Source organism: Paenibacillus mesotrionivorans (assembly GCF_046098205.1).
GTDB classification, from domain to species: Bacteria; Bacillota; Bacilli; order Paenibacillales; family NBRC-103111; genus Paenibacillus_AR; species Paenibacillus_AR mesotrionivorans.
In genome coordinates this window covers 179,148-200,711 of the sequence record NZ_JBJURJ010000008.1, presented here as the reverse complement: position 1 = coordinate 200,711, position 21,564 = coordinate 179,148, and the positions used below count along the sequence as shown (strand labels likewise).

Genomic DNA, 21,564 nt, shown 5'->3' with positions numbered 1-21,564 from the left:
CAATGACAACGCATAATTCAAGCAAAACACCCACGAAGATCACAGAGCACGACTCCCGGACCGACTCCGGGGACAAGCAGCTTCCCACATTGCGGGGACTGCAGTTCTGGCTGTATGCCACCAATATTTTGTCCCCCTATTTGCCCGTGTATTTCTCGGCTAAGGGGTACACCTCCTCACAGATTGGCACCATGATGATGCTGGGCCCGCTGCTTGCGGTATTGTTCCAGCCCTTCTGGGGGTATCTGAGCGATAAGCTGGGCACGGTCAAGAAGATCATCGCAGGCTTGTGGGCCATGTCCATTCTGTCGAGTATCGGTCTGTTCCAAAGCTCTAGCTACGGAAGTGCACTGTTTTTCGCCACGGCGGTCTACTTCTTCTGGCTGCCCACACTGCCTCTAATGGACAGCATTACCATTAAAGCCACGGAAAAAAGAGGCGTTACCTACGGAAGCATCCGGCTGTTCGGGTCCATGGGTTACATGACTATCCTGATCGGGACCGGGGTGCTGTTCGGTTCCTTCATAGGAATCGGGAACCTGTCTTATCTCTTCTGGGCATTGTGGATTCCTGCTCTGCTGCTTCTGCTCCGGCTCCGGGATGAGCCGACAGAGGGAGAGCGGATGACGCTCGCCTCGCTGAAGCCAATTCTGCAAAACAAATCCTTCCTCTGGTTTCTGCTGTTGGTTTTCATTATGTCGGTGCCGCACCGGATGCATGATGTGATGTTCAGCCTGTATCTTCGCAATGCCGGAGGTTCAGAGGCCTTGGTGGGGTACTCCTGGGCACTGCATGCGTTATTCGAAATCCCGGCGTTTGCGCTGCTGAACAAATATCTGCATAAGGTCCGGGAGCTTACGCTCCTGGGTATCGTCTGCCTCTTGTACACCCTGCGGTGGACCGGCTATGCGCTGGCGCCCGAGCCTTGGGTGATGGTGCTGCTCCAGGCGGGAGCCATCGTTACCTATGCGGTATTCTGGCTTACGGCTGTGTACTACACGGTCCGGGTGCTGCCCAAGCAGCTGATCTCCACCGGGCAATCCCTGTTGTCTATGGTGTACCTGGGGTTGGCGGGGATGACGGGGGGAACCGTAGGGGGCTGGCTGTTCGACCATTTCGGCGCCACCAGCATCTACTGGTTCGCGGCGGCGGCTTCGCTTGTTGCAGGCTGCGCCTTCCTAGCTACGGAGTTTGTAGCGCAGCGGCGGACATTTAGACGGTAGATAGAATTTGGCTTCGGAAAGCTGCTTCCCATAGTGGGGCAGCTTTTTTGGTTATTCCGCTATATTCCTAACGGCGGATAACATACTTACGGCAGCGAAAATCCTAACGGCGGTAGGAGACGCTATTTGCTCCAAAACCGGGGTCTGCGGAATCTAACGGAAGCAGGAGACGCTATTGGTCTAAAATGGGCCTTGCGGCGTAACAATTTGTCCTAATAGAGGCTGTAGCCGCCGTTAGATTTTTGGAAAAGGGGTTTTTGCCCAAATAGAAGCTCTCACCGCCGTTAGAATCCCCTCATAGCCTGGCCGCCAGCGCTAGTGGAGAAATCGGCGGCAGATATGATCCTTAATTGGTAACTTTATTCCAAATCCAACGTCTATATAATGAATAAACAGCGCCCAATAAAACAAGGAGTGATTTACCATGGTTCCTTCTATTAAAAAGCTGGCTGCGGGATTGGCGATTAGTGGGATGCTGGCAGGTTACGGCGTAACCGGCCCGGTTCAGGCTGAAGCGGCACCGCAGGTTGGTGATGTGGTCGGACAGGTTCTGGCTACGGACATTCAGGCTCATGTAAACGGCAGCACCATTACATCTATGAATATTGACGGGCTTACCGCCGTAGTGGCTGAAGATCTGCGCGGGTATGGGTTTGATGTGGCCTGGATTCCCCAACGCAAGGAGGTGGCGATCACGCCTGTTGCCGGGAAACCTGTGCGTCCGGCTGCCGCTGCCCCGCGGGAGGAGCTGCCCGTTGGACAGAAGCTCGGTGATGTGTTTTATACCGATATCCGCGCTACCTATGAAGGCGGGTCTATTCGTTCCTTCAATATTGGCGGCAAAACTGCCATTGTGCTCAACGATTTGGCCCCCTTCGGCAAACTGGATTGGAGCGAAACGGCACGCTCCTTGACTTTTGAACCGGACCTGGCCAAGGCCAAGACGCTGTCCATGGAAGGACTGGTTGCCGTTGAGGAGCAGGAAGCGGTGAAGGTGAACGGCATCGCCATTGGCGCAGCCAGTGTTACCTACCAAGGAGAGCAGGTGGGCACGGTAAAGGACGGGATGCCTTATCTGGAGGTGGAATGGATAGCCGGGAAGCTCGGATACGAAACAGTAAAAGAAGCTGACGGTGCTGTACGTTTAAACAGCGCAGGCTACGGGATTACCCTGCGTCCGGACCAAGCCGATGCGGAAAGAAGCTGCTTCGGTTCGCCGCTGCGGTCTGTGGAGCAGTATCGTGCACCTTTTCTCCAAGGCGGAGTTTTGTATGCGGATGAAATGGCACTGAAGGAGATACTGGGTTATGAATCCGTCTGGAGTCCGGAAACCCGGGATCTGGATATTACTTATAGGATCTATCAGGTGGAGGATTACGGGATACCGGAGGCCATCAACAATTATGATTATACGGTTCGTATGGTGGCGAATTTTACAGGATATGAAAATCCTATGATTCTGGCGGAAAACCGTATTAACGGCACAAAAAAAGCCTATGCTATTTCATCCATGGGTGTAGTAGATATTAAGGGATTGCAGGAGCAGTACAAATATTCGTATATCAGCTACACCGGTACGGATATCGGGAGGAATGAGCTGGAGGTTAGAGTGGAGGTGGGCAATCGGCCGTTGTATGTGAAAAATTTCGCCGCAGACCTGACCTACCGCAATGTGAAGCCGGAAGTGAATACCACCAATGTATCGGGAAGCTTCGTGAAGATCAGCGGAGTTACGCCTTCCCAAGCCTATGAAGAAACCTCCGGCCGTACCTTTACCATTAAAGGAAAAACGGCTGCTGACACTACAGGCAGCTTGAGTGTGAAGTTAACCAGAGAAGACAACCCGGATGAGATCCTCGGCACATACGATGTCCCGGTTGCAAACAACACATTTGCGTACGATGTACCGCTCCCGGAAGAGCCTGGCGTCTACCGTATTACCCTAAACAGTCTGGTATCCTTCCCGCGGGGAACCTTCAATACACCCGTGGCCAAATGGTACGTACAAAAGCTCCCTCAGCCTTAACAGGCTTGCCGCGGCAGCATAATACCGGTTCTGTCACAGCAAAGCTGTGGCGGGACCGGTATTTGTTAGGCATAAAGCTTAAAAAACCGTATGAACATCTTAAATAACCGCATTCTGAATGATGCGGGTTCTTGCTATACTAATCTGGCAAGCGGCAGAGGAAGTATTTTACAAAGGGATTATGTAAGCGCTTCAGGAAACCGGGTAAAGCTTGTAATTTATTCATATCGGAGGTGTATGATGGAAAGGAAGAGTTCTTCAGGATCAACCGCAATATTGTGCAAAAGACTGCTTGTCCTATTCCTGTGTATCCAGATAGTGGCCGCAGCTGCTCCGGTCAGTCCGGCCGCAGCCGCCCCAACCAGCAGCGCAGCTTACCGGGTGGAGATTACGGAAAGCTTCAGCAATGGTTTTACCCATCCGGGAGTGGGGCTGACGAAACCGGTATTGGAAAATATGAGGAACCAGGTTTTAAACGGCAAAGAGCCTTGGTATTCCTACTACAAGGCCATGATAGGGTCGGCGGCTGCCGCCAAAACGGTCACCTCCAGCAACCAAAGCTCCACGAATCCGGAGGTGCCTGCGTCAACCGCTTTTAACAGCCAGGGCTTCAATCAGCGGTTTATTCAGGACGGGCTGAAGGCGTATACCCAAACGCTGATGTATTATATCACCGGAGAAGAGCTTTACCGGGCCAATGCCATGCATATCATCCGCATCTGGTCCCAGATGGATCCGGCCCAATATGTTTATTTCCCGGATGCCCATATTCATACGGGAATTCCGCTGAACCGGATGGTGACGGCCGCAGAGATTCTGCGTTATTCGAGCTACCAGGATGCCTCGCTTCAATGGACGGAAGAGGATACGGCCAATTTCACCACCAATCTGATCAATCCGGTCATTGAGACTTTCCTGCATGACAATAACCAATTCATGAACCAGCATAATTATCCGCTGCTGGGCGCTATGGCGGGTTATATTTTTACCGGGAACATGGAGCGGTATGAAGAGGCAGTGGAATGGGCCACCGTTAATAAAACAGCCTTGAACCAGGGTTTTAACGGCTCCATCAAACAGCTTTATAGGCTGGTGGATACCAACGCGGCAACAGGCGAAAGGCTGGACAAACCGGTGGTTCAACATGTGGAGATGGGGCGTGACCAAGCCCACGGCGCCGGTGATCTGACCAATTCTGCAATATTGGCACGGATGTTCCTGGCCCAGAATACCAAGGTGGACCCTGTAGAGGGAACCGTATCCGAACAGGCCGATGCAGTGGGCTATTATGAGTTCCTGAATGACCGGGTGCTAGCGGCAACCGACTACTTCTGGCAGTTCATGCTGGGCTACGATACCCCCTGGACGCCTGTAGCGCATTCCATTCGGGATGGAGAGGTTAAGGGCATCTACTATAAAATTTCCGATCTCTACAAAGGCAGGACCAATACCGCTCTGTTCTGGGATATGTATTACTACTATACGTATACGAAGGGTTTCAATCTGGAGGAGAAAGCCCCGTACTTCCATGAAGCCTTCACCAAACGGAGCCCGTCCAATTATTACTATAAAGGCGTCCTGACACAGGCCTGGGAGAGTGTGGACGGAGGCGGGGATTTCTGGATCTATATTCCCGGGGAGGCGGCTGCCGAAGGAGCCAAGTACCTTCCCAAGGAGCAGACTAACCCGGCATTGGTGGAGCTGGAGGAGCGGTATACCGCCTTTGACAGCCGGAGCGAAACCCGGCAGGAAGGGAGCGCCTCCTACGTCAGATTTAATACCACTCCCTCCGGCAGCAATATTGCTGTGCAGAATCTCTCTTTCGCCGACCGCAGCAGCTCCAGACTAGTCGGACTCCTGTTCCGGTCGGACGGTCCGGCCACACTGGAATTGAGCACCCGGCTGGGTGGAATACCGTACCATACCCTGACCTTGCCGGATACAGAGGGGCTGTGGAGATATATCACCTTCGATATGGGCATCAATCATGTGAGCTATGGGCAGCTGGATACGGATTTCAGTTTGGTTTATATGAATGTAACCGGAAACGGAGCCCTGGTGGATGTGGACCACTTCAACGTGCTGGCCAAGGAGCAGCTTACGCCTCCCGTATTCAAAGAAGGTAAAGAGGATTTGAGCATTGACGTTTTTGCCGGTGCTTCCATTAGCCTGGACCTATCCGCTTCCGCTGCCGGTAAGAGTCTCCGCTATACGATTGCGGAATTGCCTGAAGAGGCGCGGCTTGATGCAGTGACCGGGGCTTTCGTATGGCAGCCCGCCCGGGCGGGAATCTACTTCTTTACTGTAACGGCAGAGGATGGCACCACGCTGGAAACGAAAAATATCCGCATCGCGGTAGCCCCGGACCGGAGCGGGGCGGTAGCGGCCATTGCTTCTCTGTACAATCCGGATACCCCCTATGTCACCGCATCGCGTCTGGCCTTTGAATCTGCATACGAGGAAACCGTGAAGCAAATCGGTACGGCTTCCAACGAGGATTTTTCCCGGCAGCTGCTTGCCTTGCGGAATGCCGCCGAACGTCTTCAACCGCTGACTCCGTTGTTGAAGGACGGCACCATGGATTATTCCCAGTTGGTGACCTCCACCTTTGGCACGTCCTTGCCCCTTCTGGTGGATGATAACGACAATACCTTTCCCGTGTATTCCCTGGCGCCTTATCCTGACCTGGTTCATATTCTGGATTTTGGGGCCGATTACAAAATTATAGCGGATGCCTTCGCCATGGAAGGGCGGATGAATTTTGATGACCGGATGGCTGGAACGACTGTGTTCGGCTCTAACGACGGTGTGACTTGGGAACGGCTTACTCCCGGGCAAACGGAGTTTACTGCAGACATGTCGGTGCTGGAAGTGGCTGATGAGCTTAAGCAAAAGCCGTTTCGGATGATAAAAATCCAGATGATCGATCCGCAGCCGGATGTGCTCCGGGGAAACATCTCCAATATGCTGGAATTAAGCGAATTCCGCATAACCGGTCAACGGCAGGAGACCAACAACAAGCTGGAATCGGTATCGCTCAGCTCTCCGCAGGGGATTAACGGCAGAATTGCCAGAGGCGATACCATCCGGTTATCGTTCCATGCCAAAGAGGCCATTAGTCAAGTAGCGGTCAGCATTTTGGACACGGCAGCAGCAGCGGTAACCACAGACGGCGGACTGAATTGGTCGGCGGAGCTCAAGACCACTGCCGAAACTCCCGTGGGCAATATCACCTTCCGCATTGATTATTTGGATCAGAACGGAGGCCGGGGAGATACCGTTTATTTGACTACCGACGGCTCAAAGTTTTATTTGGCAGACAACTCCAATGAAATTCCTAATTTGCTGCAAATCACCACATTAATTGATTCCACTACCGGCTCGGGGCGGACAGCAGCGGAAACATTGAAGCAAACCGGATATTTATTTGATAACCTGCCGAATACCTTTTCCGATTACCGCATCAACGGAAGCGGGGCGGGTAGCTATATTATCTTTGACTTCCGGGAGGGCAATGCGGCAGTGCTCACCGGAGCGGAGCTGTTGGCCAGACAGGATCAATATTATACCCGGTTAAGAGGTGCGGTGGTCCAAGGCTCCAATGATCTGGCGACCTGGGAAACCCTCACCAAAGCCGCTGCCTCTACCAAGGAATGGCAGTATATAGAGGGGATATCCCAGCAAGCTTACCGCTACCTCCGTATCTACAACTCAGGCTCCTGGTTCGGCAATATGGCCGAAATCAAGTTTCATGGAGCGGTGGTGTCGTTGAACCAGATACAGTCCGTTTCCATCCGTTCGGAGCAAAGTGTAAAGAACAGGATTACGGCCGGTAATACCGTTACCCTGGATATAGCGGCAAAAACAACAATCCGTGATGTTACGGCGGTTATCCAGGGGCAGGCGGCAACCGTCCACACGACAGATGGAATACATTATACAGCTGAAGCCGTAATAGGACCGGATGCTACAGAAGGACCGGTGACCTTCTCTATTCAATATAAGCGGGAGGATGGAGGGGCCGGTAGTCCGGTTACGGCTACCTCAGATTCCAGCGTTTTATTTATTGCCGATGAAATCGGTCTGTTGTCCCATTTGGCAGAGATGACGGAACTGATTGATTCCACCACGGGAAGAACGGCAGCCGATACGCGCAATCAGGTCAACCGGTTGTTTGACGGGGATGCCGCCACCAGCTCGGATTTCAGGCTGGGCAGCAGCTCAGGAACCGGAGGCTCCATTATTTTTGATTTTAAGGAGGGGAACACTGTACAGCTGTCACGTGTGGAGCTTCTGGCCCGGCAGGACCAGTATTATACCCGGATTAAGGGAACCCGGGTTCAAGGCTCCAATGATCTTCAAGCGTGGACAGATCTTACGGTTCAAGCAGCCTCCACAATGGAATGGCAAACCTTCCCGGTCAGTGATCCAGTATCCTACCGTTACCTCCGCATCTACAATTCCGGGGCTTGGTTCGGGAATATGGCTGAGCTGAGGCTGCATGCAAAAGAAAAGCATGTCCCGGTGACGGGAGTGGAGATGAGTGCAACCACCCTTCAGTTAACGGAGGGAGAAGTGCACCCATTAAGCGCTGTCGTAACACCTGCGGATGCGACAAACCGGGAGATCCGCTGGGAGTCCAGCAACACGGATGTGGCAGCTGTGGACAGCAAAGGTCGTGTAACAGCTGCAGCGGCAGGAACGGCCGTTATCTCGGCGACGACGGCGGACGGCGGATTCACAGTCCGGACAACGGTGACCGTCATTCCGTCCACGCAGCCCGTGGCTTATCTCAGAGGCGTGAATGAGACAGCAGCAGGCGGAGAGTTCGATTTGATTTACGGGTTCACAGGAGTGACAGGCAGCGTATATTCCACCTCTTTAGCCGTCCATTATGACCCTTCCCTGTTCAGCTATAAGGGTGCAGTTCCTTTAGCGGAGCATCTCTCTGTAACCGGTGAAGTCTACGCTTCCCCCGGTCAAGTTAGGCTGGCAGCCGCAAGCCAGGGCCAGGGTTATTCCGGCTCGATGGAGCTTTTGCAGCTTCGTTTTGGAGCGCTTTTGCCCTCTTCTACGGTAACCGGGACAGTATATTTATCAGGTACAGGGGTAACGGATGGGGCAGGAACCTGGGTTTCCTTGACTCCCGGCGGAACTCATACCATTACAGTTACAGTACCGGAAGAGCCGCAGGTTATCCCGGTGACGGGAATAGAACTGGACCACGGGCAGGTTTCGCTTACGGCAGGGCAAACCCTTCAATTCATCGCCACGATCACACCGGCCAATGCAACCAACCGGGAGGTAAGCTGGACTACCAGCAATCCGGGTACAGCAGTGGTGGACACAACCGGGAAGGTAACGGCCGTTAGCCCGGGTACTGCCATTATTACGGCAAGCTCCGTGGACGGAGGTTTCCAAGCCAGCGCAACGGTTGTTGTAACAGCTGCCCCCACTGAACCGGAGGAGGAAGAGACGGCACCGTCTGTTCCTGCTAATCCGGTTGATTCAGGCAAGTCTGAGGGGCCGGCCGGCATTGTGGAGGGGAAACAAATCATCATGAAGGCCGTCTTGGATTCACCGTCCCTGAGGATCGCCGTCCATGCAGATCAACTTGCCCAAGCCGTATCCTACGGCGGAAATGGCCCCATCGTCATCAAAGCAGAACCCCGGGAGGAGACGGAGGAAATCCGGATTTCTGTTCCCTTGCAGGGGCTTGCGGTTTGGTCGGAGCAAAGTCCCAACGGCTTGCAGTTGGATACGGGCTTCGCCAAGCTTCATTTGACTCCTGCATTCCTTAAGAACAACACCGGTCTTATGGAATTCGTCATCGCCAAAGCCGATGCACGGACATTGCCTTCGGGCATCAGAGAGAAGCTGGAGAACGGTTCGGCCATTTATGATATGCAGTTAACTATTAATGGCATTCACAAAAGCTCATTGGATGGACATGAAGTGGAGGTTGAGCTTCCGTATTCTCTTAAGCCCGGGCAAAGTCCGTCTAAGGTGATTCTGTACCATATCCGGGATGACGGGCGGTTGGAAATTGTCAAAAATGCGATGTACCAACCGGAAGCAGGAGCCTTGACATTCCGGCCGGAACACTTCAGCTTGTACACGGCTGCTTATGTAAACTCCACTTTCCAGGATTTGCAAAGCGTGGATTGGGCCAAGGAGGCCATAGAAAGCCTGGCTGCCCGAGGAATAGCCGAAGGGACGGGTGAGGGATTGTTCCAACCGGGACGGAATGTGACCCGGGCGGAGTTTGTAGCCTTGCTGATGAATGCCTTGGATTGGCAGGATGCTGCTGCTGACTCTACCTTCCAGGATATCCGTAAGGATCAATGGTATTACAGCGCCATTGCCGGTGCACAACAATGGGGAATCGTGGAAGGCAAGCCGGATCATACCTTCGGTCCGGATGAAAGCATTACCCGCCAGGATATGGCCGTTATGCTGCAGCGCGCCCTTCAAGTGAGGAAGCTGCAGCCTGCCGAGCCTGCCGTGACTCATAACCCTGTGGTATTTCCAGACCAGGCATCCATTAGCAGCTATGCACAAGAGGCCATCCGGAATTTGGGGCAATACGGTATTGTGGAAGGAATGGAAAACGGGGCATTCGCCCCTTACCTGCATGCGAACCGCGCTCAGGCCGCCGTCATGATGTTCCGGGTACTGCAAATAAACTAATTGGAGGGGTTCCTGCGATGAAGCAATATGGAATGAGTAAATCCTTCTTGTTCATGAAGGTTTTGATTGCCGCAGGTGTTTATGCAGCCTTCCTGCCGTCACTCCAAACGAAAGCCGCAACACTGACCATATCTCCGGGGCAAAGCATTCAGCAGGCTATGGATTCTCTTAAGAATCAGGGTGGGGGCACCTTGTATTTGAATCCGGGAACCTATGTTGTAGGCTACGGCGTCAAGATTTACAATAACTGTACGCTCCAAGGGGCATCCTCCACAGACCGGCCTGTCCTGAAGCTGGCCTCCGGCAAGGATGAGCCGGTTGTGACCAACGCGTCTGTCCCGTTTACGAATGTGGCAGCGCGGAATCTGATTATAGACGGAGGATTATCCGCTTTGGAGCTGAATTATCCGGAGTATTACCACAAGGGCGGGGATGAATATAATCAGCGGATTGCCAGCGGAGCTGAATCCAAGAAATCCTTGGACGCTAAGATCGAAGCAGCCAGGCTGAATGTGCTGGGGATCGATTTTTCGGATAAACATTCGGATGTACAAAACAACGGAGCGGTTGTGGATCATGTTCTGGTCCGAAACAGCTCCATGGGTATTAATGTGGGACGCACGAAAGGGGTCACCATCCTCAATGCCCTGGTAACCAACAACGGGGCGGTGAAGAAATATTATCACGGTTTATACCTCAGCATTGTGGACAATGTCCTGATTGACGGCCTGGAGGCCTCCAACACCAAAACGGGGATGGGACTGAAGCTGACGGATTTTTATGATGTTAATGATGAAGCAAGCATCATTATCCGCAACAGCAAGTTCAATAACAACTACGACCGGGGGATAGCCGTTTACCACATGCAGAATATCCGCCTTGAGCGGAACGAGGCTTTGAATAATCAGAAATCCGGCATTAACCTGGTGAATTGCAAGAACGGTTACCTTTTGAACAATACGGCCCAGGGCAACCCTCTTGTGGAGAATGTTTCCTACGATATTTGGCTGAACGGAACCACAGGCTTCACCTTATCCGGCAATGTATACGGCTCCAAAAAAGGCTTTTGACTGCTCTGCAGGAAATATTTCTTGGGCAATCGCGTATTTTGACAAAACCGGAGATTGTGGAGGTAGACTTTGCACACGTATGCAGATATTTGTTATGCTTAGGAGGTGTTGCACCAAATTCCGATAATTGCTCCGAAAGCAGGGTGAAGGCGTTGTCACGTTTTGTAAAAGCAAAGGAAGAACAAGGGTATGTGGATATCATTGCGGAGGATAATCCGTATTTGAAGATCTTGGCGCTGGGCAAGCTGTTTATGGCGGGAGGCCAACAGTATTCGGCATCCACAGGCGCATACGAAACCGCGCTGGTCCTGTTGTCCGGCCATATGTCCGTTAGCTGCGAAGGGGTAACCTTCGACGGTTTGGACAGCCGGGACAGTGTGTTTGTCGGGAAAGCAACCACGGTGTACATCCCGTGCCGATCCTCTTATACGGTGATCGCCGAAGGGAAAGCAGTGATTGCCGTGTGCAAGGTGAAGGCGGAGGAAAAGCATAGACCCTTTGTGGTGCGCCCCGGCGAGGTTGTGGTTCACCAGCGGGGCAAGGACTCCTGGAAGCGGGAGGTGCATGATATTATCGCCGACAATGCCGACGGCCGGGTGCACCGTATGATTCTGGGTGAAACCTTCAATGAAGCGGGCAATTGGTCCAGCTATCCCCCGCATAAGCATGACGGTGAGTTCGCTCCCGAGGAGCCCAATCTGGAGGAGGTTTACCACTACCAGACCAATCCTTCCCAAGGCTTCGGCATCCAGGTTCATTACACCAAGGACGGCAGCATCGACGATGCGCATATCATCCGGCACTGCGACAGCTTCGCCATCGACAAGGGCTACCATCCGGTAAGCGCGGCGGGCGGTTATGAAGTGTATTACCTGTGGTTTATGGCAGGAGAATCCGGCCGCAAGCTCAACCCCTATGATGATCCTGATCATAAGTGGTTGAAATAAATAAATTCTTTCCGAAGGAACCAGGCTTGCCGCCCCTAAAGGCAGAGCCTGGTTTCTTTTTTGATTTGCCCAAAAGGGTATGCCCTTCCGGACATTATCAACTTTTCCTGCACAGGTTATGATCAAATTAGAAATGGTGCCAATTAGCGGAAGGGCGGCTGCCGACGCAGCTAACAATACCGATGGGGAGTCATGAATCGTGAAGACATTATTAGGTCTGACAAAGAGTGTATTCTTTAAAATTTTAGGTTCGGTTTTATTGATGGTAGGCGTTTTTTTCATCTTCATCTTGTTTGTCACCATATTTGCGTTACAAGGGGAATTGCAGCAAACTCTTCAAATGTTCAACACAAATTAGGAGTATTATGCAGGATTTATACATAAAAAGATGACTGTTCGCCGTGACAGGTCAGGGTTAAGGAATGCATCGCCCTGGTATACGCAATATAAAGCAGGCTTCTGTCCATCTCGTTACTATAAGTGGAGGCATCTGCAAGCGGGATGATAACCTTTTCCCCTTGATCAATGGCCAGTGAGATATCCACCCGGTTGGCTGCTTTATTTTCCAGAACCTGGCTTGCTTCATCCAGCTTGCCAATGATCCTGCCGAGATGTTGTCTTTCATACTTATAATGACCGGCGTAGTATTATATTGTAATCGTGGGTCCAAAAACAGGCATACGAATTGCCGTTTTATACTTCTATAAATGCTAATAAAAACCAAGTTCCCGGTTATAGGGAACTTGGTTTTTTTTCTGTAAAAAATATAACTATATATGGGGTGAACACAGCAAAAAATCCTATTTTACTGAAGGACCAAGCAGTGAGGGCTATACTCGATCACCGGTAGATGATGTAAGCGCCAACCCCTCCAGCCACTGATTCCATGCTGCCAGACTGCCGTCCAGTACGAAATGACGGAGCGGGGCCGGACAAGAGAGAAAGGCCTTGCCGCCGAGGACGAAGGTCAAATGGGGAAACTGCGCTCTGCATTCGGAGAGCCATTCACTCAAAGCGGGAAGATGCCGGGCATGGGAGGCGGATATGGCAACAATGGACACATCATTGGCCGTGATGAGGCTTGTCAATCCCGCATACGGGGTATTGGGGCCCAGATAGATGACGTCGATTCCCTTACCCTGCATAAACAGGCCGAACAGCATCAGTCCCATCTGGTGAAGCTCGCCCTCCGGACAGAATGCCAAAGCCCGGGCCTTGTGAGGGCCGGCCGGCTGCGCACGCATGACCAAATGAAATCGGCTCATGATAACCTCGCTGGCGAAATGCTCCTGGGATACGGCGATCTTGCCTTGCTCCCATTCGTCACCGATACGGTGCAGCACCGGGACCATAATCCGGTGGAACACATCGTCGGTCTTATAAAGGGAAAAGGCCAGATTGATCCATTCATTGGCACCTAAACGGTCATACGCCATGAGTCGGCGGTATAAACCCTCAGCCAGCTCGGTATGGCGTTCCCCCGGGGCAATTGTTTCCTCTATAAGCTGTACCGGCGGAGAGGGCTGCTCGCGCTTATGCTGCTTCAGGAGCCGGGCGGCTTCGCTGATTTTTAGTCCGTTTTCCTCGATTTGCCGTTTCAGCCATTTTAACGTTTCTACGTCGGCCGTGCTGTATTTGCGGTGGCCTCCTTCGGTGCGGAGAGGATGGACGATTCCATATCTGTTCTCCCAAGCACGTATGGTCACCGTGGGGATATTAACGAGCTCGGAAACCTTCCTGATGGTATACAACAGATACGTCCACCTCCTTGTAACGTCATTCATAGAAATCAATACCCATCTTATCAAGCGGGACAGCTTTCTGCAATTCCCTGTTTCGAGAAGCGGTCAGAGTACGGCGTGATTTGCGGCTTCTTCCGTTAGATGGGGGTAACGCCTTACTGTTTTGTGCAGGATAGCAAGCTTTTTGGAGGGATTAACCATAGCCCGCTTCGTAAAAACCTCATATTGGTTATGGACAACCTCATCCAGAATAGCCATGTAGGAATGGGCGGCCAGCTCCATACAGAAGGCGCTGGATACCGGATAATCCTGCAGCCCGAGCAGCCCCTGAAGCATCCATTGCCGCGCAACGGTCATCATCCAATCCACGGTATCGCAGAAGCCCTGGGTAACCTGCCCATGCTCGAATTCCGTTTCCGAATACCCGTAGCGTTGCATCAATTCTAGGGGAATGTAACGGCGTCCCCGCCGCTGATCCTCACCCACATCCCGGATAATGTTGACAATCTGCATCGCTTTGCCCAACTGAACCGCTGATTCCACTGTTTCTCTGCCCGCCGGATCCCCCTGCAAAATAGGGACCAGCATCTCGCCGACGGTTCCGGCAACCAGGTAGCAGTACCGTTCCAGTTCCTCGAAGGTATTGTACCGGTTGAGACTAAGGTCCATCCGCTGGCCTTCCATTTGGCGGTAGAAGGGCTCGGGTGTAACCGGGAAGCTGCGGAAAAGCCAACGCAGGGCCGGCCAGATAAAATGCCCATCGGCTGTTTCCAGGGAGCGCAGATTGGCCTCCAGCTCTGCAACCGTGTAAGAAGAGCGCTCCGGCTCATCCACAGAATCATCAATCATCCGGCAGAAGGCATAGGTGACATACACGGCCTCCCGCTGGGGGCTGGCCAGGAAGCGGAACGCTTTATAAAAGGTGGATGAATACATGCGGATAATGTCTTCGCATGGGTCCAGAAAGCTGCGGTCCATCATAATTCCAACTCCATTCGTATGTGATCGGCCAGAAGCTTTGCCCCTTGCATGACAATCGGCACACCCCCTCCGGGGTGGGTGGATGCCCCTACGGCATACAAGCCTTGAACAGGGAGAGGTTTGAACTGGGGTCTCATCCATCCGGATTGGCCCATAACGGGGGCAATGCCGAAGCTGCCGCCCTGGAACAAGCCGGAGGCTTGCGCATCCAACGGAGTGCGCACATGCTGCTCAACGATGGAGGCGCGGAGGCCCGGAAAGCCCCGCCGTTCCGCTTCCGCCACTACCCAATCGGCAAGCGATTGAATGCGGCTCTCGATATCCTTCTGCTGCCAGAAAGGAGCGCAGGCGGGAGGGGCAGGAATCATCAGATACAGGATACTCTCCCCCTCCGGGGCGGCCTCCGGATCAATGGCCGTCGGCTGGAAGGTATAGAAGGAGGGAGTCTGCGGCATGATTCCCTCGCGGAACATTCGCTGGAGGTTCCGGTCAAAGTCAGGCGGAAGAAAAAACTGGTGGGAAACGGAATGATCCCATCGGCGGTTGGTGCCGAGAAAGACCAACAGGCAGCCGCTAGAGGGGGTAAACCGGCGCTTCTTCAGCTTATCTCCGTAACCGGGTACCAGTCCCGCCAGAAGGGGCAGATCGCCGTTATATATGACCTTATCATAGGGTAAAAAGCCATCTTGGGTCTCCAATCCTTTCACGGAGCCTTCTTCCACCACAATGCGGGTGACGGTACTGCGCAGCTTCATCTCTACACCGGCTGCCGCCATGGCCTCCTGAAGAACAGGAAGCAGGGAGGCGTAACCCCCCTTGACGTACCACACGCCAAAACGCTGCTCTGCGTAAGGTATAAAGGAATAAAGTGCAGGCGTCCGCCGCGGAGCTCCTCCAATATACAAGGTCTGCAGGGAATAGGCATCCGCCAGACGCGGGTCTTGGAAATAAGCAGCCGCTCTGGCGCGCACACTGCGGTAGGCCCGCATTTTGAGCAAAAGCCGTATATTCGCTGTGGTGAACGCTTGGCGGGTAGAGAGGAACGGACGGTCCAGGAAAGCCCGTTTGCCAAGCGGGAAGGATTCATCGTGCTCCTGCATATACCGCCGATAACCGTCGGTATCGGCTGGAAACAGCCTTGTAAGCTCGGCCAGCTGCCTGTCTTCGTTGTGCCACTTTTCAAATACGGCTCCGTCGGGATAATGGATCTTGTACATGGGGTCGCATGGCAGCAGGCTGATGCGGCTTGTATCGATCCCCGCTTCTCTGAGGAGCTTCAGCAGCATGTCGGGCAGCAGCACAATGGTCGGGCCTTGATCAATGCGGAAGCGTCCCAGCTCCTCGAAGCAAAGCCGTCCGCCCAGCCGGTCCGACTTCTCATGCAGCGTAACCCGGTGGCCGTTCTTCGCAAGCATCAGGGCAGTGGTGATTCCGCCGATCCCGCCGCCTGCGACGGCAATATTCAACGCTCTGGCGCCGCCCATGATGCCGCTCCTTTCCCGATGCTTCTGCCAAGGCCGGTAAAATGGGGTTTGCGGGCGTTCATCAGCATCGCACAGCTGATCTTCGCCGACTCCAGAATGGTGGGCAGCCCGCTGCCAGGGTGGGTGCCTCCTCCTACCAGCCAGCAATGGTCCACCTCCTGGAAACGGTTATGGGGACGAAGAGTCAGCATCTGATCAAGAGAATGCGCCAGACTGAAGGTTGCGCCGTTATACACGTGCATCTGATCCCGCCAATCCCAAGGAGTCACCATGTGCTCCATGCGGATGCGGCCCTCCAGCCCTTGAAGCTCAGGCATCGTATGAAGCCGGTCCAGCACCCGCCGGCGGAAGGCTGCCGCCTCATCCTCCCAGGGGATCGAAGCCAGTGTATTCGGGACCGGCACCAGGATCATCAGGGCTGAATGGCCGGACGGAGCAAGGGTCGGATCCAGCGCACTAGGGTTATGAATGTAAATGGACGGCTCTTCGGATAACCGTTTATGTTTGGTGATGTCATCCACATTACTGCGGTAATCCTCTGCGAACAGGATGGTGTGATGGGGGAGTGGAACCTTGCCCTCGATACCCAAATACAGCATAAACGTAGAGCAGGAATATTTCTTTTCCTTAAGCTTCTGTGGTGAGTATTTTTTCAGTACGCCGGGTGCAAACAAATTTGCAGCAGCATGGGCGAAATCCGCCCCGATAATCACCTCATCCGCCTCGATCTTCTCTCCATTCTCCAGCAGCACCCCATGGGCACGGCCTCCATTTACCAGCACCTGACTTACGCCTGTACCGGTGTATAGAGCTCCGCCATGCTCCCGGATAACCTCGGCCATCGCCTCGCAGAGGCGGTTGATGCCCCCGATGGGATGCATCAGGCCGTACGCATGCTCCAGATAGGAGAGGATCGTGAAGGTGCCGGGGCATTCCCAGGGGGACATACCCAGATATTTGGACTGGAAGCAGAAAGCTGTCCGGAGACGCTCGTCGCGGAAGTAGCCGGACAACCGCCCGTGAACAGTGGTGGTGGCATCCAGCCTGGGGAGGGCCCGCAACAGATCGCCGCCCAGGTAATCCCGCCAGCTTCCGAAGGGGCGCTCCAGCAGCGGGGCAACCCGGGAAAACTTCACCGCTTCCTCTTTCATAAACCGCTCATAACCTGCACCTTCTCCGGGAAAAAGCGATTCGATCCGGCTGCGCATCTCCTGACGGTCTGTGGTAGCCTCCAGTCTGAGCTCCCCAAATTGGAGACGGTACATAGGGTCCAGCGGGAGAAGCTTGACATAATCGTCAAGCCGGCGCCCGGCAAGGAGGAACAGCTCCTCCCACTTTTGGGGCATCATGAGAAATGTGGCGCCCCGGTCAAAATGGTAGGAGGGCAGCTGGAGCAGGGAGGATCTTCCGCCAATATAGGGCTGTTTTTCGTATATGGAGACGTCATAACCGTTTGCAGAAAGCAGCATGCCCGCAGCCAGTCCTCCGGGTCCTGCTCCGACGATGGCAACCTTTCTCTTCATGAAGCGGATTCTCCTTTACGGATCGGTTGTGGTGCATAGACAAGTTATACAAAACTCCGTATAATCTTATACAAATATTACTCAAAAGTTATACAAAAGGTCAATAGCACGGATGCTTTTTTAATGCAAATTTTTAAATAGGAGCCATGGGAGCATGAGTGAAAATACAGTAATCGTTTGGTTCCGCCAGGAATTGAGAGTTCAGGACTATGATCCGCTTTTTTGGGCAGCCAGCCTAGGCCGGGTCGTGCCTGTTTTTATCCTCTCGGCAGAGGAGCACCAGAGGTTATCGGGTACGGCCTCGGGATGGTGGCTGCATGAGTCCCTGAAGGAGCTGTCGGCAGCACTGGGGCGGTTGGGTGCTCCACTTTTTCTCCGGCAGGGAGAGCCTGGCGAAGTTCTCGAGGAGCTTGCGGCAGGGATTGGGGCCAGGGAAATCTATACAAGCCGGAGCTATGAGCCGGACAGTCAGCGTATGGAGGATGAGCTTACGCAGCGGTTGGGGGCCATACAATTGGAAGTAGTGTGGTTCCATAACAGGCTGCTGTTCGAGCCGGGGACTATTGTTAACGGGGCCGGTGAGCCATACCGGGTCTTTACCGCGTTTCACCGGAGACTGGCGCAGGAACAGGTGTATCCGCCTTTGCCTCCTCCAACGGCCCTTGCCCCCAGTCCGGTCCAGGGAGATTCCTTGAGCCTGGAGGAGCTGGGGCTATTGAAGGGCCCAAACTGGTACGGCAAGCTGGCTGCTCATTGGCAGCCGGGAGAGCAGGGAGCGCTGCGGCAGTTGGAGGAATTTGCAGGGGAGCATGTAACGGGATATGCGGAGGGGCGGGATTATCCGGATTCCGGGTGCACCTCCCGGCTGTCTCCGTACCTGGCTTGGGGGAATGTAAGTGCGCGGAGGGTTTGGCATGTCCTGCGTGAAGCCGGTGAAGCATTATCGTCCGGTATTGGCAGGTCTGGCGGTGCTGATGGCTGTGAGGCGGATACCGGGGCTTTTTTGAGGCAACTGGTGTGGCGGGAATTTGCTTATGATCAATTGGTCCATTTCCCGCATATGGTGGATTCGCCTATGCGGAAGGCCTATGCCGCTTTTCCGTGGGCGGATGATCCTCAGGCGCTGGCCCGCTGGAAAGCCGGGCAGACCGGCTACCCTCTGGTGGATGCGGGGATGCGTGAGCTGTGGGAGACGGGAATGATGCATAACCGGGTGCGTATGGTGGCGGCATCCTTTTTGGTGAAGCATCTGCTTCTTCCCTGGACAGAAGGGGCGGCGTGGTTCCGGCAGACGCTGGTGGATGCGGACACGGCCAACAATGCCATGGGCTGGCAATGGGTAACGGGCAGCGGGTTTGACGCGGCGCCGTATTTCCGGATTTTTAACCCTGGCGCCCAAAGCAGGAGGTTTGATCCGGAGGGGAGCTATATCCGCAGATGGGTTCCCGAGCTTAGGCAGCTTCCGGACGCTCTTATCCATGAACCGTGGAAAGTCGCTTCCGGTGTGCTGGACCAGTGTGGGCTTGCCCCGGACAGCCCGTACCGGAAGCCGGTTGTGGACCATGCTTTTGCCAGGGAACGGGCCTTGGAGGCGTACCGGATTATGAACACGCAATAAAAAAGACAGACCTCCGATGTTCAAGAGGTCTGTCTCTTACCTTATATAGCCTTAAGCTTAGCCGCGGGGCTTGGCCAGGTTCATCTCCGCGCACATGAGCAGGAAGCCGCCTGCACCGTGCAGGTCGTTTTCGCTGGTGGGGCGGGCGATGTAGTGGGCATAGTCGCCGATGCCGGTGCCGATGCAGATATTGCCGATGCGCACGAAGCCGTTGTCGTCGAACTTCAGGGTGTCGATGACGCCTTGATAGCCTTTCCAAGCATACTCCATGTAGCATTCATCCAGGTATCCGAAGCGGACAGCCTTGGCGATGGCATGGACGAAGAGGGCGGTGCAGGAGTTTTCCAGCCAGTTGTCCGGACGGTCTGTCTTGTCGATTACTTGATACCACAGGCCTGTAGCCGGGTCCTGGAACTTGGTCAGGGCGATCAGCAGATCCTTGGTGATCTCCACCAGCTTGGCCTTGTCCTTGTGGTCCTCGGGCATATATTCGAACATTTCCAGAAGAGCAACCGGATACCAGCCGATAGCCCGTCCCCAGAACTCCGGTGCACGCCCGGTAACCGGATCGGCCCAAGGAGTTTGTTTGCTGGCATCCCAGCCGTGGAACAGCAGGCCGGTTTTTTCGTCATGGGTATGTTTGTGCATGAGCAAGGCCTGGAAGGTCATCATGTCAAAGTATTCCGGGTGGTCGAAGGTTTTGCCGAACATGGTCGCGATAGGTCCGGCCATGTAAAGCCCGTCCAGCCACATTTGGTTCGGATAACGGCCCTTATGCCAGAAGCCGCCTTCTTCGTTCACATTCCAGTCCTTCAGGAGGGGAACGAGGGTGTGGAGAGCGGTTTTGTAGCGTTCGTCGCCGGTTTCCTTGTACAAATTGAAAAGCAATACGCCGGGTTGGATATCGTCCAGCTCGTCGCGGTTGAACTTCTTAACGCTGCCGTCCGGCTGCACTTGGGAATCCACCCAACGTTTGATGTAATCGAAATATTCTTTCTTATGAGTTTGCTGCCAAACCTTCTCCATGCCGGAGAGGAAGACGCCTTGGTGGTAGTGGAAGCGGTCCGGAGGCAATTGCTCCGGCTCGAATTTGTTCATCAGGGCTTCGCAGGCTTTTTCTGCCCAGCCGATGGGGGTCAAAGCTGTTTTTTCTGACATGTGTGAATGTTCCTCCTTGAGATTGATTCTCTTCTTTCATGATGATACCATATGAAAATGCACATTATTTGCGAAACGGACAGAAATCTTCTTATATCTTGCGGGTTTGTGTGCAAAATTATACCATGAAGCAAGTGCTTGGTTATCCGTTTATAGAAGGAAGGGATCGGTGTGGAGGATTTGACGTACCAGAATCGGGAGGGCACCTTTTCCCTGACCCACCGGCAGGCGTTATCCCATCATATGGCCAAAAGCCATTTTCATCCGACTTATGAAATCTATTATTTGCTCTCGGGCAAAAGAGAGTTTTTTATCCGTGACCGGACCCTGGTGATCCAGGAGGGGGATGTGATGATTGTGTCTCCCAATGTGCTGCACCGCACCACCAACGCGGCAGAGCCCCAGCATGAACGGCTCATCGTGAATATCCATCGGGAATTGATGCTGCCCGGACAGGAGGGGGGACGGGAGGTGCTGGCCCCCTTGTCCGGGGCGGACTACCGGATTGTCCGGTGCAGCCTGCAGGAGAGGCTGTATGCAGATGAGCTGGCCCGGGGGATAATCGGGGAGGTGCAGCGGAAGGAGCCGGGGTTTGAGATGTTCGCGCTGACGCTGGCGCAGCAGCTGCTGCTGTTCAGCTGCCGGCGGATGGCGGAGAAGGGGGAGGAGCAGCCGGAGTACCCCAGCCCGATGCATGAGCGGATATCCGCGGTGGTCCGGCATATCAACGAGCACTATATGGAGGAGCTGTCCTTGCAGCTGCTGGCGGAGCGGTTTTTTATTAGCCCGTATTATCTGAGCCGCTTCTTCAAGGAGGTGACGGGGTTCGCCTTTGTGGAGTATGTAAACAGCGTACGGGTGAAGGAGGCCATGAAGCTGCTGGAGGAAACCAACCTGAAGGCAAGTCTCATCGCGCGGAAGGTCGGCTTCGGCAGTGTCACCCACTTCGGCCGGGTATTCCGGCAGGTGACGGGGCATCCGCCACTGTTTTACCGGAAGCCGATGTGATAGGGGCGGGGGGCTCAAACTAGTCTCTTGTGAAATAACGGAAGCAATTTTCCGATAATGCGAGTTTGAGTGTCTAAAGGAGGGCTTTAGCGGA

Annotated in this window: 12 protein-coding genes; 7 read left to right on the top strand and 5 right to left on the bottom strand. The window is 53.9% G+C overall.

Annotated features, from left to right (window positions below):
- The first annotated feature begins 2 nt into the window (after positions 1–2).
- The 5 genes from ACI1P1_RS14140 (at position 3) to iolB (ending at position 11,956) form a co-directional block, all read left to right on the top strand.
- The gene (locus ACI1P1_RS14140; RefSeq protein ID WP_416217040.1) at positions 3–1,223 is read left to right on the top strand and encodes an MFS transporter; all 1,221 of its coding nucleotides are present in this window, start codon (positions 3–5) and stop codon (positions 1,221–1,223) included.
- A 424-nt stretch (positions 1,224–1,647) separates the two neighbouring features.
- Entirely contained in the window at positions 1,648–3,249 is a 1,602-nt protein-coding gene (locus tag ACI1P1_RS14135) for a hypothetical protein (RefSeq protein ID WP_416217039.1), read from the top strand.
- 276 nt (positions 3,250–3,525) lie between these two features.
- Entirely contained in the window at positions 3,526–9,939 is a 6,414-nt protein-coding gene (locus tag ACI1P1_RS14130) for an S-layer homology domain-containing protein (protein WP_416217038.1), read from the top strand.
- 17 nt (positions 9,940–9,956) lie between these two features.
- Positions 9,957–11,009 carry a glycosyl hydrolase family 28-related protein gene (locus ACI1P1_RS14125; protein ID WP_416217037.1) on the top strand — a complete coding sequence of 351 codons (1,053 nt, stop codon included), beginning with the start codon at positions 9,957–9,959 and terminating at the stop codon, positions 11,007–11,009.
- Positions 11,010–11,161: 152 nt separating this feature from the next.
- The gene (iolB, locus tag ACI1P1_RS14120; protein ID WP_416217036.1) at positions 11,162–11,956 is read left to right on the top strand and encodes a 5-deoxy-glucuronate isomerase; all 795 of its coding nucleotides are present in this window, start codon (positions 11,162–11,164) and stop codon (positions 11,954–11,956) included.
- Positions 11,957–12,786: 830 nt separating this feature from the next.
- Here the strand turns inward: iolB and ACI1P1_RS14115 are convergent.
- The 4 genes from ACI1P1_RS14115 to ACI1P1_RS14100 form a co-directional block, all read right to left on the bottom strand.
- On the bottom strand, positions 12,787–13,707 hold the full coding sequence (locus ACI1P1_RS14115) for a MerR family transcriptional regulator (RefSeq protein ID WP_416217035.1): 921 nt from the start codon (positions 13,705–13,707) through the stop codon (positions 12,787–12,789).
- A gap of 96 nt (positions 13,708–13,803) precedes the next feature.
- Complete coding sequence (locus tag ACI1P1_RS14110) at positions 13,804–14,679, bottom strand: phytoene/squalene synthase family protein (protein ID WP_416217034.1); 876 nt, start codon at positions 14,677–14,679, stop codon at positions 13,804–13,806.
- Positions 14,676–16,163, bottom strand: a complete 1,488-nt coding sequence (locus tag ACI1P1_RS14105; RefSeq protein WP_416217033.1) for a phytoene desaturase family protein — start codon at positions 16,161–16,163, stop codon at positions 14,676–14,678. Before ACI1P1_RS14105 ends, ACI1P1_RS14110 begins: the two co-directional genes overlap by 4 nt.
- Entirely contained in the window at positions 16,142–17,686 is a 1,545-nt protein-coding gene (locus tag ACI1P1_RS14100; protein ID WP_416217032.1) for a phytoene desaturase family protein, read from the bottom strand. Before ACI1P1_RS14100 ends, ACI1P1_RS14105 begins: the two co-directional genes overlap by 22 nt.
- Positions 17,687–17,840: 154 nt before the next feature.
- Here ACI1P1_RS14100 and ACI1P1_RS14095 point away from each other — a divergent pair, with 154 nt between their 5' ends.
- Entirely contained in the window at positions 17,841–19,304 is a 1,464-nt protein-coding gene (locus ACI1P1_RS14095; protein ID WP_416217031.1) for a cryptochrome/photolyase family protein, read from the top strand.
- A 57-nt stretch (positions 19,305–19,361) separates the two neighbouring features.
- Here the strand turns inward: ACI1P1_RS14095 and ACI1P1_RS14090 are convergent, their stop codons facing one another.
- On the bottom strand, positions 19,362–20,462 hold the full coding sequence (locus ACI1P1_RS14090) for a glycoside hydrolase family 88/105 protein (RefSeq protein ID WP_416217030.1): 1,101 nt from the start codon (positions 20,460–20,462) through the stop codon (positions 19,362–19,364).
- 171 nt (positions 20,463–20,633) lie between these two features.
- Between ACI1P1_RS14090 and ACI1P1_RS14085 the strand changes: the two genes are divergently transcribed.
- The gene (locus ACI1P1_RS14085; protein WP_416217029.1) at positions 20,634–21,470 is read left to right on the top strand and encodes an AraC family transcriptional regulator; all 837 of its coding nucleotides are present in this window, start codon (positions 20,634–20,636) and stop codon (positions 21,468–21,470) included.
- Positions 21,471–21,564: the final 94 nt, after the last annotated feature.